The 15,597-nt window shown below is 65.3% G+C and carries 7 protein-coding genes; 2 read left to right on the plus strand and 5 right to left on the minus strand.

Annotated elements, in window-relative coordinates; genetic code table 11:
- The first annotated feature begins 303 nt into the window (after positions 1-303).
- Positions 304-1,494, plus strand: a complete 1,191-nt coding sequence (locus tag LO50_RS03770) for a sugar transporter (RefSeq protein WP_044314153.1) — start codon at positions 304-306, stop codon at positions 1,492-1,494.
- 84 nt (positions 1,495-1,578) lie between these two features.
- Here the strand turns inward: LO50_RS03770 and LO50_RS03775 are convergent, their stop codons facing one another.
- The 5 genes from LO50_RS03775 to LO50_RS03795 all read right to left on the minus strand — a co-directional run bounded on the left by LO50_RS03775 (position 1,579) and on the right by LO50_RS03795 (position 14,448).
- A complete protein-coding gene (locus LO50_RS03775; RefSeq protein ID WP_044314148.1) occupies positions 1,579-2,304 on the minus strand; it encodes a hypothetical protein in 726 nt (241 codons plus the stop codon).
- Positions 2,305-2,331: 27 nt separating this feature from the next.
- The gene (locus LO50_RS03780) at positions 2,332-4,332 is read right to left on the minus strand and encodes a peptidase U32 family protein (RefSeq protein ID WP_044314149.1); all 2,001 of its coding nucleotides are present in this window, start codon (positions 4,330-4,332) and stop codon (positions 2,332-2,334) included.
- A gap of 144 nt (positions 4,333-4,476) precedes the next feature.
- Entirely contained in the window at positions 4,477-4,920 is a 444-nt protein-coding gene (locus LO50_RS03785; RefSeq protein WP_044314150.1) for a DUF2846 domain-containing protein, read from the minus strand.
- Positions 4,921-5,118: 198 nt separating this feature from the next.
- Complete coding sequence (locus LO50_RS03790; protein WP_044314151.1) at positions 5,119-13,668, minus strand: GH36-type glycosyl hydrolase domain-containing protein; 8,550 nt, start codon at positions 13,666-13,668, stop codon at positions 5,119-5,121.
- Positions 13,669-14,046: 378 nt separating this feature from the next.
- Positions 14,047-14,448, minus strand: a complete 402-nt coding sequence (locus LO50_RS03795) for a hypothetical protein (protein WP_014819968.1) — start codon at positions 14,446-14,448, stop codon at positions 14,047-14,049.
- Between the two features lie 153 nt (positions 14,449-14,601).
- Here LO50_RS03795 and LO50_RS03800 point away from each other — a divergent pair, with 153 nt between their 5' ends.
- A complete protein-coding gene (locus LO50_RS03800; protein WP_044314152.1) occupies positions 14,602-15,438 on the plus strand; it encodes a CAP domain-containing protein in 837 nt (278 codons plus the stop codon).
- The last annotated feature ends 159 nt before the right edge of the window (positions 15,439-15,597 follow it).

Below are 15,597 nucleotides of genomic sequence, written 5' to 3' on the forward strand. Positions count from 1 at the left end.
TCGCCAGGATGCCGAACGGAAGTCAGGCAGCGGCAGAGCGCAGTGACGAACCACCGGCAGCGCCGACGCCTTTGCGGCCGCTCGTCGTGGCGCACGTTTGCGACCTGACATCAGTGGATGGCGGGCGTAGAATCCGCGCCGCTTCTACTGTCCCGTCCCTCACTCCATCCGCTCCCGCTGCCTTCCTGCTCGCTTCGCGCGTGCGGGCCGCGTGTGTCATGGCATTCGGGCAGGAACCGTCGCCCTTACACCCTCATTCGTCGCGCTTTGCTTCGACTGAATCGCTACCAGACCCACTTCTCCATGAACGAATCGCAAAGCTCCCCGGCCGGGAGCTGGCTCAGCGTTATCGCACTGGCGCTGGCCGCCTTCATCTTCAACACCACCGAGTTCGTCCCTGTGGCGCTGCTAAGTGACATCGGCCGCTCGTTCGACATGCCGCCATCCCAGGTCGGGCTGATGCTGACCATCTACGCCTGGGTGGTTGCGCTGATGTCGTTGCCGATGATGCTGCTGACGCGCAATTTCGAGCGGCGCACACTGCTCGTCTTGGTCTTCGTGGTGTTCATCGGCAGCCATCTGGTTTCGAGCGTGGCATCGAGCTACGGCATGCTGATGCTCAGCCGGATTGGCATCGCCCTGGCGCACGCGGTGTTCTGGTCGATCACCGCATCGCTGGCGGTGCGTGTCGCGCCCGCAGGCAAGCAGGCGCAAGCCCTGGGCCTGCTGGCGACCGGCAGTGCGCTGGCGATGGTGCTGGGCATCCCGCTGGGGCGCGTGGTGGGCGAGGCGCTGGACTGGCGCACCACCTTCCTGGCCATCGGCGTGATCGCCGCGCTGGTGCTGGTCGTCCTGGCGCGGACACTGCCATCGCTGCCGAGCCAGAATTCCGGTTCGTTGCGCAGCCTGCCGGTGCTGTTCAAACGCCCTGCGCTGTTGACCGCCTATGTGCTGACCGCGTTGGTCATCACCGCGCAATTCACCGCCTACACCTACATCGAGCCCTTTGCGCAAACCGTCGCGCACCTGAGCGGCGACATGACCACCGTCCTGCTGTTGCTCTTCGGCGGTGCCGGTCTGCTCGGTTCGTTGCTGTTCAGCCGATACAGCGCGCGCTATCCGAGGGGCTTTCTGATCGCGGCGATCGCGGTCATGGCGATCTGTCTGCTGGTGTTGCTGCCGGCTTCGCGCGAGAGTTCGCTGCTCGGTGCGGTGGTGGTGATCTGGGGTATCGCCGGGATGTGCTTCGGCCTGGCCGTGCAATCGAAGGTACTGAACCTGGCTTCGGACGCGACCGACGTTGCCATGGCCATGTTCTCCGGCATCTACAACGTCGGAATCGGCGGCGGCGCCTTGCTCGGCAGTCTTGTTGTCAGCCATCTGGGGTTGCGTGAGATTGGCGTCGCCGCCGGCTTGCTCGCGGTCGCCGGCCTGTTGCTTTGCAGCCTTGCGACCTATCGCTTAGCCAGGCCTGCCAGCGGCACGGCGGTGTAGCTGGGCTACGTGTGATCCGCTGCCGGGCTTGGTTGTTGCGGTGGGATCAGCAGGCTTCCGCAGAGTTAGCTCGGAAAGCTGCGGCTATTCATGCGTAGCGGTGCTTTCGAAAGATGCCTGCGGTGTGCTGTAGGCGGCCTGGGTGCGTGCGATATCCAATGCCGCACGCTCCAGGCAGCGGCCGATTACCCGGTCACGATGCTGGTTGCTGCGGATGCCGTCCAACAGGGCTAGAACCACATATGTAACCGTGGCTAACGCCAGCACGAATACGATGCCTTTTCCGGCGATCCAGGTATCGGTCAGCTTGATGACGTCCGTCGACAGACTGACGATCGCCGAAACCAGCATGACGATGACGAGATTCTGGGAGACCCAGCGTTCCTGAGGTGGCGGGCCGGCGATCTCGGCGATGCGCGCCAACTCCTGAATGTCCGCTGCGTTGAGCCCGCGCTCTACAAGGGTATTTCGGAACAGTGCGTAGCGCAGCAGTTCTTCGCGGCGTAGAAAACCGTAGCGGTTCAGCGTTTCACGGGCATAGATATCCCGGTAGTACCACGCGCAATAGCGCTCCCGGGCCAGCAGCATGCCAAACAGAGCAAGCAGTGCGCCGGCCATGGCAGCCAACCCCTGCAAAGGTGACTGGCTATTGAGCAAGGTCCCAACCAGCAATATGCCTACAGCGATCGTCAGCGCCCAGGACGGCCAGACCATGCGCAGCCCGCCATGCGTGAAGCTCGCCGTGAACACGCCGGGTTGGCATTGTCGATAGAGCGAGCGGATCTCTGCCCATGTCGCAAGTACAGTCACGGCAGCGCCTCCCCGGATGTATGGACGTCAGGCGTGCGGCTTGTTGCGGATGGTCTTCATCAGATCGTCCGGCGTGATGTGCCCGACCACGCTGCTGCCGCTGCCCGGCAGCGGCAGGTCGAGGATATGGCCCTTCATCTTGCCCACCACGTGCATCTCGCAGGGCTTGCAGTCGAAGGTCAGGGTCAGCACTTCATCGCCATGCACCAGCTGCATCGGCGCGACCTTGGTGCGCACCCCGGTGACGCCCTTGGCCTGCTTCGGGCAGAGGTTGAAGGAGAAGCGCAGGCAGTGCTTGGTGATCATCACCGGCACCTCGCCGGTTTCCTCGTGGGCCTCGTAGGCCGCATCGATCAGCTGCACACCGTAGCGGTGATAGAAGGCGCGGGCCTTCTCGTTGTAGACGTTGGCGAGGAACGACAGGTGCGACTCCGGGTAGACCGGCGGCGGCACGCTGACCGGCTTGCGCCCGCCGCGCGGACGGATGGCTTCGCGCGCTTCGCCCAGCGCCTCGATGGCTTCGCGGCGCAGCGCCTTGAGTTGCGAGTTGGGGATGAAGAAGGCCTGCGGTGCATCCACTTCGACTTCTTCGGCGTGGTAGATGGTGGTGCCCAGCTGACTCAGCAGATCGGCGATCTGGCCGGGCACCTGCTCGGGCTTCTTCGCTTCGCCGAACGGGCCGGCCAGCGACACGCTGGCATAGGCGCCTTCCTCGCTGGTGACGTGCAGCTCCAGCTCATCGGCGCGCAATTTTGCCAGCCAACGTACGCCGATGCGGCGCTCGGCGGAGGTCTTGAACAGCGCGTTCTGCCAGTTGTGGTCCAGGTTGCGATTGAGTGGATGGTTCGGGCGCACCTGACGCATGGCGGCGGGCATTTCGTTGGGTTCGACGCGGTACTGCCAGAACGACTGACCATCTTCCTCGAACTGCTTCAGCGGCTCGACCACGCTGGCGCGGAAACCCACCACCTCGCGCTTGATCAGCACGTTGAGGCCGTCACCGTTGGACAGCGGCTCGCGGGTCTGCACGGTCAGATCATGCTTGCCGACCTTGAGTACTTCGCCGACGGCGAGGCCGGTGAAGGTCGGCGAATCGAAGGCGCCGATGTCGATCTTGCGGTCGGTGACGAAGTAGTCGGTGCTGCCGCGGTGGAAGGTCTTGTCCGGGTCCGGCACGAAGAAGTGATCAGTGCGGCCGCTGGAGGCGCGGGCCAGGTCAGGGCGTTCGGCGAGGATGCCGTCCAGGCGCTGGCGGTAGTAAGCGGTGATGTTCTTCACGTAGCTCACATCCTTGTAGCGCCCCTCGATCTTGAACGAACGCACGCCGGCGTCGACCAGGGCGCTAAGGTTGGCGCTCTGGTTGTTATCCTTCATCGACAGCAGATGCTTTTCGAAGGCCACCACGCGGCCCTGATCGTCCTTCAGCGTGTAGGGCAGGCGACAGGCCTGGGAGCAGTCGCCGCGGTTGGCGCTGCGCCCGGTCTGCGCGTGGCTGATGTTGCACTGGCCGGAAAAGGCGACGCACAGCGCGCCATGGATGAAGAACTCCAGCGTCGAATCCACTTCATCGTAAATCGTGCGGATTTCCTGCAGGTTCAGCTCGCGGGCGAGAACCAGCTGCGAGAAGCCGGCCTTGTCGAGGAACTTGGCCCGTTCCAGTGTGCGGATGTCGGTCTGGGTGCTGGCATGAATCTCGATGGGCGGAATATCCAGCTCCATGATGCCCATGTCCTGCACGATCAACGCATCGACGCCGATCTCGTACAGCTGGTGGATCAGCGTGCGCGCGGTTTCCAGCTCGTCGTCGTGCAGGATGGTGTTGATGGTGACGAACACCCGCGCATGAAACAGGTGGGCGAATTTCACCAGCTCGGCAATGCCCGCGACGCTGTTCTCGGCGTTGTGCCGCGCACCGAAGCTCGGGCCGCCGATATACACCGCATCGGCGCCATGCAGGATGGCTTCACGGGCAATGCTTGCATCCCGGGCGGGGGCGAGCAGTTCGAGATGGTGCTTGGGCAGGGACATGGCGCGGACCGGATTTGAATCGAAAGTCGCGCATTGTAATGGCTTGCGGCCGGTTTGGGACTGGCCGCCGGGCGAGTGGGGGCGTGATGGCCGGTTAGCCGGAAGGGTGTCGAGGTGAGGTTTACCCCACCCCGACGGCTCGGATCAGCGCGCCAGCTTGGTGTTGCGCACGCCTTGTTGGCCTTCGCTTTCAGATACTTCGGTCAGTTTGGCGCCACCGACGAACACGCCCATCTTGATCGACTGACGGACGTAATGGTTCTTGCCGGCCTGGGCGTTCAGCTCAAGCAGGTTGTCGCCGAACTCGGATTCGGTTGCAAGTACATGGGGGCCAGGACTGACAAGGCGATAGAAATAGGTCTTGGCAGCGGTCTCGCCGATGACCTCGTCATCAATCTTGATGGTTTTCTTCACGGCCGCCCCAAGGGACGAGTCGCGGAAGATGTACAGACCAGCCTGGTCCTGCGGCGGTGTCGAGAACGACTTGAGTGCCTGATCCTTGTCCGCTGATTCCATCGGTACGGAGGCGCAACCGGATAGCAGGGCAAAACCCAGGGCCACAGCGCTCATCGTCAGCTTGTTAAACATGCTCTTTCCTTAATGTGTTGACTGAAACGGCCTCACTGGCCGCGGACTTGTATCGGCCGCGGCGCGAGTTTCTTGTAGCCCCCGTTGGAAAAGAATGACGAGCGTCAAAGGCCACGCACATGCATGCGCTGGTGCCATGGCGATCGTTGACCGCCCGAGCAGCAGCGCAGCGAGCCCCGGACGGCTACCGGGCTGGATCTACAGCGTCAACACGACCTGATGTTGCCCTCCATCCAGCGCAAGTCGTACGTATCCGTTCATGCAATCGAGCGGGCCTTCATCCAGCCGCGCGTGCTGGATGCCGCGGTTGGCCTGGCCTGGGTTTTCCACGCGGATGGCGTAGCGCGTTTCGCCCATGGTGATGGTGGCTTCGAACGCCGGCCAGTGGCTGCTGATGCACGGATCGACGATCAGCCATTCACCTTCGCGGCGGATGCCGAGGATGCCTTCGACGCCGGCGCGATACATCCAGCCGGCAGCGCCGGTGTACCAGGTCCAGCCGCCGCGGCCGTTGTGCGGTGCGACGCCGTAGACGTCCGCCGCGACCACGTAGGGTTCGACCTTGTAGCGCTGGCTTTCTTTCGGTGTCAGCGCGTGATTGATCGGGTTCAGCAGCTTGAACATCCCACACGCTGCATCGCCATCACCGAGCTTGGCAAAGGCGAGCATGGCCCACATCGCAGCGTGGCTGTATTGACCGCCGTTCTCGCGTAGGCCCGCCGGATATCCCTTGATGTAGCCGGGCTCCTTCGGCGTCTTGTCGAATGGCGGGGTGAACAGCAGGGCCAGACCGTCATGCTCGCGGATCAGGTGGTGCTGCACGGAAGCCATGGCCTGTTTCGCGCGAGCGGGGTCCGCTGCGCCGGACAACACCGCCCAGGACTGGGCAATGGAGTCGATGCGGCACTCGTCGCTGTCTTTGGAGCCCAGCCAGGTGCCGTCGTCGAAGGTTGCGCGGCGGTACCACTCGCCATCCCAGGCCTTTTCTTCCAGCGAATCAGCAAGTGCCAGGGCGTGTTCGCGCCAGCGTTCGGCGCGCTGGGCGCCAGCCACGCTGCCTCGCTGCTCAGCCAGCGGCGCGAAGAGTTCGATGGTGCGCAGCAGCAGCCAGCCGAGCCAGACGCTCTCGCCCTTGCCGTGTTCTCCGACGCGGTTCATGCCGTCGTTCCAGTCGCCACCACCGATCAGCGGAAAACCCAGCTCGCCGGTCAGTTCCAGGCACTGGTCCAGCCCGCGGGCGCAGTGTTCGAACAGTGAGGCAGCCTCGTCCGCGATCATCGGCTGGAAGAAGGCATCGTGCTCGCCTGGCTTGAGCAACGGTCCTTCGAGAAAGCTCACCGGCTCTTCGAGAATCGCTGCGTCGCCGGAAACCTGAACATAGGTTGCCGTGGCGAATGCGAGCCAGACACGGTCGTCGGAAATGCGCGTGCGCACACCCTGACCGGAGTGCGGCAGCCACCAGTGCTGTACGTCGCCTTCGGGAAACTGGCGACTGGCCGCGCGCAGGATGTGGCTGCGGGTGGCCTCTGGCTGCGAAAACGTCAGTGCCATGCCGTCCTGCAACTGATCGCGAAAGCCATAGGCGCCGCTGGCCTGATAGAAAGCCGAGCGCGCCCAGATGCGGCAGGCGAGGGTCTGATACAGCAGCCAGCCGTTGAGCATGATGTCCATCGCCCGGTCCGGCGTTTTCACCTGTACCGAGCCAAGGGCGCGGTGCCAGTGGTCCGTGACTTCACGCAGCACTGCGTCGAGATCGGCTTGGCGATAACGCTCGACCAGCGCACGCGCCTCATCAGCCGACGCGCACTGGCCAAGGAAGGCGACGATCTCGACGCTCTCCCCAGGGGCGAGCTGGACCCCGCACTGCAATGCCGCGCAAGGGTCCATGCCTGCGCCGACGCTGGCGGATAACGGTTTGCCAGTAAGCAGCGCCGCCGGCGTGGCGGGGCCGCTGTTGCGGCCAAGGAATTCACTGCGATCAGCCGTCCAGGCCGTTTGTCGTCCACCCAGATCGGCGAATGAAATACGCCCGGGAAAGGCGCTGCTCCACGGGTTGTGCGCCAGCAACAGGCCGCTGCTGGCGTCGCGCTGGGTGACGATGAAAGGCCCGGAGGCGCCGCGGGCGGTGCCGAGCACCCATTCGCTATAACTGGTGACCGACAGTCGGCGAGGCTCGGATGACAGGTTGCGCAGCGTCAGTCGGGAAATCTTGATCGGGTCGCCAAGGGCGACGTATTGCAGCAGATCCAGCGCAATGCCTTCGGCCTGGTGCTCGAAGCGGCTGTAGCCGTGGCCGTGCCGCGCCACATAGAGGCCGTCATCGCGGATCGGTTGGGCGGTTGGGCTGAACAGCGCGCCGCTGCGTTCGTCGCGCACATAGAAGGCTTCGCCGCAGGGATCGGTGACCGGGTCGTTGGACCAGGGCGTGAGCTGATTTTCCCGGCTGTTTTCCGCCCAGGTATAGCCGCTGCCCTGCGCCGAGACCTGAAAGCCAAAGCGCGGGTTGGCGATCACGTTGATCCACGGCGCCGGTGTCGTGCTGCCCGACTCCAGCAGTGTCACGTATTCGCGGCCGTCCTTGTCGAAACCGCCGAGGCCGTTGAAGAACTCCAGCCCTTGTGCCAGTTCGCTGCCGGTAGGGCCCGGTGCCGCAACGACCGGCCGCGAGGGCGGGGTAGCGAAATGCGCTGCCACGGTGTCGCCCGGGAGCAATGTGTTGGCCAGCTGCTTGTCGATCGGCCCGCGGCGGGCTATCAGTGCTACGCGAGCGACGCTGCGCAGCAGGGCGCGTGCCTCGCCGCTCAACAGGTCGGCGCGCAGCATGTACACCGATCCCTGGGCAAGCTCGGCGCCGAAGCGCGGACGTGACTGGCTGCTGCGCACCGCGGTTTCGATGGCGATCTGCAGATCCTGCAGATAGGAACTGGCGTGCTCGTTGAGAATCACCAGGTCCACCGCCAGGCGCTTCATCCGCCAGTACTCATGGGCACCGAGTAACTGGCGGACCTGGGCGATGTCCTGGATATCGTCGATGCGCAGCAGCACGATCGGCAGATCGCCCGAAATCGCGTGCGGCCACAGGCCGGATTGGGCGCCGGCACCCTGGATGATCGCAGCCGACGGCGCGCGGAATTTCGGATCGGCATAGAGAATGGGCGCGGCCAGGCGCTGGAAGTCGGCGGCTTCGGCCGGTTTGATGTCGAGATGGCGCAGCTGCACCTGGGCCTGAGTCCAGGCCAGGGTCTTGACGCGGTCGTAGGCGCTGCGGTCGTGGTGCTTCTCGATCAGGCTCAGCAGCTCGTCACGCGAGTCGGCGACCAGGGTCCAGAACGCTACGCGGGCGACCTTGCCCGGCGCCACCCTGACCCGGTACTTGAGTGAGAAGATCGGATCGAGCACCGTGCCGACGCTGTTCGACAGCGGCTGGCCTTCGGCGACCACCGCGGCAGCGGCCACGCTCGGTCGCTGGCCGATGAAGCGGGCGCGATCGGTCTCATACTGCGGGTCGGACAGGATTTCGCCTTCCACCACGGCGAAGTGCGCGGCCCAGATCGGCTGTTCGCCCTCGCTGCGCAGGCGGCGGGTGGCGGTCAAGGCGCCGAATTCGGGCAGGTAGTCGGTCACCACGAACAGTTTGGCGAACGCCTGATGCGCATTGTCGGTGGCCGGCGTGGTCAGCACCACTTCACTGTAGGACGTCAGTTCGATGTCCCGCGCTTCGCGACCGCTGTTGGCGAGCGAGACGCGGCGCACTTCACTGTCGTCCTCTCCGGATACCAGCACGTCCATCGTGGTGGTCAGGTCCAGATCGTGACGAATGAACTCGGCATGATCCTCACCGAATATCACCTCGTGACTGAGCGCATCGCTGCCCAGCGGCTGTCCGCCTGCGGGCCAGACCCTGCCGTCTTCGGTATCGCGCAGGAAGACGAAGGAGCCGTAGTCGTCCCGGCTGACGTCCTCGCGCCAGCGCGTGATCGCGAGGTCGCGCCAGCGGCTGTAGCCGGCACCGGCTGCGGTGAGCATCACGGCGTAGCGGCCGTTGCTGAGCAGATGGGTAACCGGCGCGCTGCCAGCGGCTGAGCCTTTCAGGCGGCGCAGTGATTGCGGATCACCGCCGCCCTCGACGGCGCGGATCTTCACTTCTTCGGCACGCGGGTGGGCGATGGCGACATCACGCGGCATGCGTTCCTGCAGCAGCAGTTCACAGGCCTGGATCATCGGCTCGCGATGGAAGCGTGCGCGCATCTGGCCGTCTTGCAAGGTATTGGCGATGGCGACGATGGTCATGCCCTGATGGTGCGCCATGTAATTGCGCACGATGACGAACGCCTGGCCATCCGGCAGGCGTGTCGGAGTGAAGTCCAGCGCTTCGAAGAAGCCGTAGCGCCCGAGCGCACCCATCTCCGTCATGCGCCGGAAGTTCGCCTGGGCGCCAGTCGCGTCGACCATGGTCGCGAGCCCGGTGGCATAGGGCGCGATCACCAGGTTTTCCGCCAGCCCTCGCTTGAGGCCCAGGCCCGGCACGCCGAAGTTGGAGTACTGGTAGGTGAACTCCATGTCGCGGGCGTTATAGGCCGATTCCGAAACGCCCCAGGGCGCGTGGTGGTCATTGCCATATTCCTGCTGGCGCTGCACGACCAGACGATTGGTCTGCTCCAGCAGGCTGCCCGCCGGGGCGCGCATGACCAGTGACGGCATCAGGTATTCGAACATCGAGCCCGACCAGGAAATCAGCGCGGATGCATTACCCAGCGGTGTCGCCGTGCGGCCCAGGCGGAACCAGTGCCGCGTGGTGACATCGCCCTTGGCAATGGCGAACAGGCTGGCCAGGCGGGCTTCGGAGGCCAGCAGGTCGTAGCAGCTGGGGTCCAGGCTGTTGTCGGCCAGACCGTAACCGATCGACAGCAGCTTGCGCTCGGGGTCGAGCAGAAAGGCGAAGTCCATATCCAGCGCCATCTCCCGTGCGCTGGCAGCCACGCCGCGCAGGCGCGCCTGCATCGCTGCCAGCGACTCGGTGGATAGCTGGCGATCCCGCGCGTGTTCGGCCAGCGTCTGGCACAGGGCGTTGATCCAGAAGTGAAGCGCCTGCGCATCTTCGTCATCCGTGGCGGATGGGCTGATTTCCTGCGTGACGCGAACGGCCTTCTCGGCCAATTGCCGGAGCGTTGCCGAACGGGTGTCGAGCGCTTGCGCGTCGCCTATTTGCGTGGCGATCTCATCGAGCACGCCGAGCAACGGCTGGCCGCGCTCGCCATTGGCCGCCGGCAGCGCGGCGATGGCCTGACGCGCCAGTATCAGGTTGTCGTGCAGGCCCTGGCGGGCATGCGGCACCTGGGGCTGGTCGAGCCATTCTTCGCAGGCATTGGCGAGGGCGATCAGGTGGCCGGCGAGATTGCCGCTGTCCACGGCCGAGACATAGGCTGGTTCCAGCGCGCGCATGTCCTCGGTGGCGTACCAGTTGAAGAAATGCCCACGATGGCGCTGCAGGCGGCTCATGCTGTCCAGCGTCGTCTCCATTCGCTCGAGTGTCTGCAGCGTGCCGGCCCAGCCGAAATCACGTGCGGTGACGGTCGAAAGCAGATACAGGCCCATGTTGGTGGGCGAGGTTCGGCGCGCGACGACCGGCTTGGGCTCTTCCTGGAAATTGTCCGGCGGCAACATGTTGTCGGCGGGGGTGACGAAGGTTTCGAAGAAGCGCCAGGTGCACCGTGCAATCAGGCGCAGCTCCTGGGCATCCGCTTCAGCCAGTTTTTGACTGGGGGCGACGCGAGGTGAGCGACTGGCCCACAGGGCCAGCGCCGGAGCACCCAGCCAGAGCAGGGCGAACGGCAGCACCAGTGGCCATGACCCCGGCGCGACCAGCAGCGCCAGCAGTGCGACGCCGACACCCAGCACGGTGCCGCCGGCCATGCCACGGTAGAACCCGCTCAGTTTCAGCCGCGGGCTGATGGCTGATTGTGCGGCGGTGGTCCATTCCAGCAGGTGGCTGCGAGTCGCATAGAGCCGTGAGAGGGTGCGGATGATGGCATCGCTCATGCGCCAGGCCTGGTCCGGCAGAAACGCCAGGTTCAACAGGGTTTGCGAGGCGGCCATGCGCAGGTCGCCGAGCAGCCGGTGCAGATGGCTTTGCGCACTGACGCCACTGCGGGACGGCAACAGCGTGAAGCACAGAGGCAGGAAACCGGGAATCGCCAGCGCTCCGAGCACCAGCAAGGTGCCGATCAGGGCCGCCGGCAGCGACAGCATCCAGCACAGGGCCAGTGCCAGCAGACTCAGCGGTGCCAGCAGCGAGCGGCGCAGGTTGTCGAGCATCTTGAAGCGCCCGATGATGGGCAATGCCTGGGGGCCGCGGCGCGCGCCGAATATCCACGGCAGCAGCTGCCAGTCGCCGCGGGTCCAGCGGTGCTGGCGCTTGCCCGATACGTCGTAGCGCGAGGGAAACTCTTCCACCACCTCGACGTCGGTCGCCAGTCCCGCACGGGCAAACACACCCTCGAACAGATCGTGGCTGAGCATGCTGTTTTCCGGCACTCGTCCGGCCAGCGCTGCCTCGAAGGCGTCAATGTCGTAGATGCCTTTGCCGGTGTAGGAGCCTTCGCCAAACAGATCCTGATAGACGTCGGATACGGCGGCGGCATAGGGGTCCATGCCGCCGGGGCTGGAGAACACCCGTTGATAGAAGGAGCCTTCGCGGCCCACGGGCAGCGACGGCGTGACACGCGGCTGAAGAATCGCGTAGCCATTGATCACCCGCTGTTCGGGTACGCTGAATCGCGGCCGATTCAGCGGGTGCGCCATCTTGCCGATCAGGCGCATGGCGGCATCACGCGGCAGGCGCGTGTCCGCGTCCAGGGTGATCACGTAACGCACATCCGCGGGAATCCGCTGCGTACAGCCGGCCAGGGACATGTAACTGGTATCGGTCGCGCCACGTAACAGCTGGTTCAGCTCATGCAGTTTGCCGCGCTTGCGCTCCCAGCCCATCCAGCAGCCTTCGCTGGGGTTGTACTGCCGGCGCCGATGCAGAATCAGGAAACGGCTGCCGCCGGGCGCCGGGCCGTAGCGCTGGTTGAGTCGCGCGATGGCATCGACCGCGACCTCCAGCAGCCGGGCGTCGCTGTCGAGAGTTTCCTGGTCGGCGTCCAGGCCATCGGTGAGCAGGGCGAAGGTGAGGTCGCCCCCGGCGCCGGCCAGGTGATGCACTTCGATTCGCTCGATCTGTTCCAGCAGGTCCGCTTCATTGGTCAGCAGCGTCGGCACCGCGACCAGGGTGCGCATCGACTGCGGCACACCGGCGGTGAGGTCCAGGCCCGGCAGCGTGCTGGCACCGAAACGCCAGGTGACCACGCGGTTGACCAGCGCCGAGGCCAGGTCCGTGATCGGCAGAAAGGCGACCAGAGCCAGCAGCGCGAGCCAGCCCGCGCCCACGCCAGCGCCGCCCATGGCCTGCAGCCCGAGGGACAGCAGCAGGGTGGTAACCAGGAGGATGGCGCCAACATAGCCGACGATGCCCAGCTGCACGTGAAAACGGCTCAGGCGCAGCCCCAGTGGTGGGCGGAAGCCGAGGCTGCGTTCGAGACCGAGACGGCCTTCGCCAATCAGGTGGTAGCCGGGGTCGGCCACGCGCTCGTCGTCGGCGATGTCACGGCTAGGTGCGGCGTTGGCGGCGTTGGCGGCGTCCAGCGCGGCGCCGGCTATCTCCAGTTCGCTGGCGCTGGAACCGCGTGCCAGTTGCTCGATGGCACTGCGATAGAGGTTGCGTGTCGGGAAGTCCATGGCGGCAAAGGCACTGCCGCCGCGCAGCCGCTCATCCACCAGGCTGACGTCTTCGAACAGCTCGGTCCAGTCGATATCGGAGATCAACCGCATGCTGGTGATGACGTTACGCACGCTGACGTTGGAGGCGCCCTGACGCTGCTGCGAGTGCTGTACCACCTGTTCGATGGAGGTGTCCTGGCGGCCCAGCTGTTCTTCCAGCCAGCCCAGTGACGGCGTGGTGCGCGGGTCCTGGTCGCGCAAGCGCTTGGCCAGTTCCGCGGCGAAGACCTCGGACAACGGCGCCGTGCCACGCGCGGCAATTTCATCGTCCAGCGCCTTTTCCGGCGAGCTGGCCGAGAGCAGCCGGTTGGCCATCTCGTCGGCGGCCATTCGGGTTGCCCGGCCATCGGTGATCTGATCGCTCAGACGACGCAGGTTCTCGATCAGGACGATGCGCAGGGTAATGGCCACGGCCCACAGCTCGCCGATCGTCAGCGGCTGGACCTGCTGGTAGGCATTGATGAAACGGCGCAGGGTCTCGGGATCGAAATGACTGTCGGTATGGGCCACGAACGCCCAGGCCAGGCCGAAGATGCGGGGATAGCCCACAAAAGGCCCGTCAGCCAGCTTGGGCAGTTGGCGGTAGAAGCCTGGCGGCAGGTCGTCGCGAATCTCGCGGATCTGCGCCTCGACCAGGTGGTAGTTGTCCAGCAGCCACTCTGCGGCGGGTACCACGCTGCGACCACTTTCCAGCTCGGCGGCGCTGGCGCGGTAAGCCGCCAGCAGCACCGTCGCGTTGTCGTTCAAGCGCGCGTGCAGCGGCAGCACAGCCCGAGGGCGAGGGGTGACCGGCTGGGCGGCGGCCAGGCTCCGGGCGTGATGCTCGAGCCGCTCCGGGCCGAACAACTCGTCGCGAACGGGAGCGAGATCGCTCCAGACGGGCGAACGCTGATGGCGCCCGAGGATGTGACGGAAAACTGAGGTCATGAGCGCCTGTCCGACTAGCGGAGATAGGGGAACAGGCGTTAGTGCGCCGGCTCCTGTCGGGAGGAACCACGGCGGCAAGCTTTCGGAACAACGGGAAACCGATTGCCGGTTTCTGCCAAATCGCCGTACGGCCTCTTGCATGCACCAGACCGCGTGGCGGTATGGCAGAGGCTTCAAGAATCGGCGAGCCATGAAAGCGGAGGGCCCTTCGGCCACTCCGTTTGCAGGAAGAATGCTGTCGCAGCAATTGCTCCACGATACAGCATAGGCACTTTTATTGTCGGTGCTTCGCCGCCTGGCCCTCAGGCGCGATCGGCATGCCGGCTCTGGCGAATCAAGGGGGCGAGACCGGTTCGGGCGAGGCTTGTGTTGCCCCTGTCAAAGCCCACCCAGCAGGTCGTGCGCATCGAGCAGGCGCCAGGCGATTTCCGGCTGTTTCTCCAGCCCGCGGCGTACGGCGGCGGCGATGGCGGGGCGGGTCTTGCGGCAGAGACCGGGCTGCTCGGCGAACTCGATGGCGATGCCGCGCATGCTGCGCACTTCGTTGTGCCCGGGGGCGACGGTCATGCGGATGCCGAGCTGGTCGAGCATGCGTTTCTGCACGCGCTCGAGATCGTCCAGGCTCTGCACGTTTTCCAGACGTTCGAGCAGGCGGCGTTCCTCGTGACGGGTCAGCATGAGAATGCGCACGTCGGCGCCGGCTGTTTCCAGCAGCTCGTCACGCCGGCAGGTGCAGGTGCCGGGCGGGCAGGATGGGCGGAGCGGCGGCAGGCTATTCATGGCTTTCGATCATAGCCAAGCCGGCGCAATGCGCACAGCCAGTGGCGTTGTGCCTGCGCGGAGATGACAAGTGTGGCAGCGTCGCGCACCATGGCGCTTCATTTCTGCGCCGGGTGCGCCTCGTTCCGTCAGGGATTTAGCTGGAGAACTGTCATGCGTGTTCTGTCATCCGTCCTGCTGATCGCAACCTTGTGCGTTGCTGGCGCTGCTGTGGCCGAGGAGGCCCGCCTGGTCGAGGCGATCAATGCCTACCGTGGTGAAGTGCAGCGCTGTGGCGACAAGGCGAGCGAAGAGCTGCCGCCGCTTACCGCCGATTCGCGCCTGAATCTGCCGGTCGATAGTGCGGGTGATTTGCAGCAGGCGCTGTCCCGCGCGGGCTATCCGATGGTAACCGTGCAGGCGATCACCCTGTCCGGCCCGCGGGATGCCCAGGCGGCGATGCAGGCGCTGCGCGAGAGCTTCTGTCGGGTGATCCTCGACCCGCAGTTCGCCGATATCGGTGTGAGCCGCAACGACCGTGACTGGCGCATCGTGGTGGCGCGGCCGTTGCTCGATGGTCGGCTGGGTGACTGGCAGGCCGAAGGGCAGAAGCTGCTGGAGCAGATCAACGCCGCCCGTGCCACCGCTCGCCGTTGCGGCAAGCAGGACTTCGCTGCAGCCGGGCCGCTCAGCTGGAACGAGACGCTGGGCAGCACCGCCGAAGCCCACAGCCGGGCCATGGCCAACGGCAACTTCTTCAGCCATCTGAGCGAAGATGGCCGCACCCCCGGCGACCGCGCCGAGCTGGCGGGTTACGCCGGCAGGCAGGTTGGCGAGAACATTGCCGCGGCGCTGCCGACTGCCCGCAAGGTGCTGGACGGCTGGCTGGCCAGCCCCGGTCATTGCGCCAATCTGATGAATCCGCAGTTCAGCGAGCTTGGCGCGGCCTACGCGGTCGATCCGCAGAGCGACGCGGCCATCTACTGGACGGCGATGTTCGGCGCGCCTTGAGCAGTCGTTCAGCGACCACCGCCAAGCCGCTTTCGGCTCGACTGTTGAGCGATCCGGCCGAGCGCGCTGTCAGACGAACCTGTTCCCATCACCAGGGTTGCCCTTGACCGATATCCCTACCCCCGAGCAACTGCCCGCCGTGCTGGCGGGCCCGCTATT

Source organism: Stutzerimonas stutzeri (assembly GCF_000935215.1).
Taxonomy (GTDB): Bacteria; Pseudomonadota; Gammaproteobacteria; order Pseudomonadales; family Pseudomonadaceae; genus Stutzerimonas.

Coding starts and splice junctions, on each gene's coding strand:
- LO50_RS03770 (WP_044314153.1), top strand. CDS start 304: ATGAACGAATCGCAAAGCTCCCCGGCCGGGAGCTGGCTCAGCGTTATC.
- LO50_RS03780 (WP_044314149.1), bottom strand. CDS start 4,332: ATGTCCCTGCCCAAGCACCATCTCGAACTGCTCGCCCCCGCCCGGGAT.
- LO50_RS03785 (WP_044314150.1), bottom strand. CDS start 4,920: ATGTTTAACAAGCTGACGATGAGCGCTGTGGCCCTGGGTTTTGCCCTG.
- LO50_RS03790 (WP_044314151.1), bottom strand. CDS start 13,668: ATGACCTCAGTTTTCCGTCACATCCTCGGGCGCCATCAGCGTTCGCCC.
- LO50_RS03795 (WP_014819968.1), bottom strand. CDS start 14,448: ATGAATAGCCTGCCGCCGCTCCGCCCATCCTGCCCGCCCGGCACCTGC.
- LO50_RS03800 (WP_044314152.1), top strand. CDS start 14,602: ATGCGTGTTCTGTCATCCGTCCTGCTGATCGCAACCTTGTGCGTTGCT.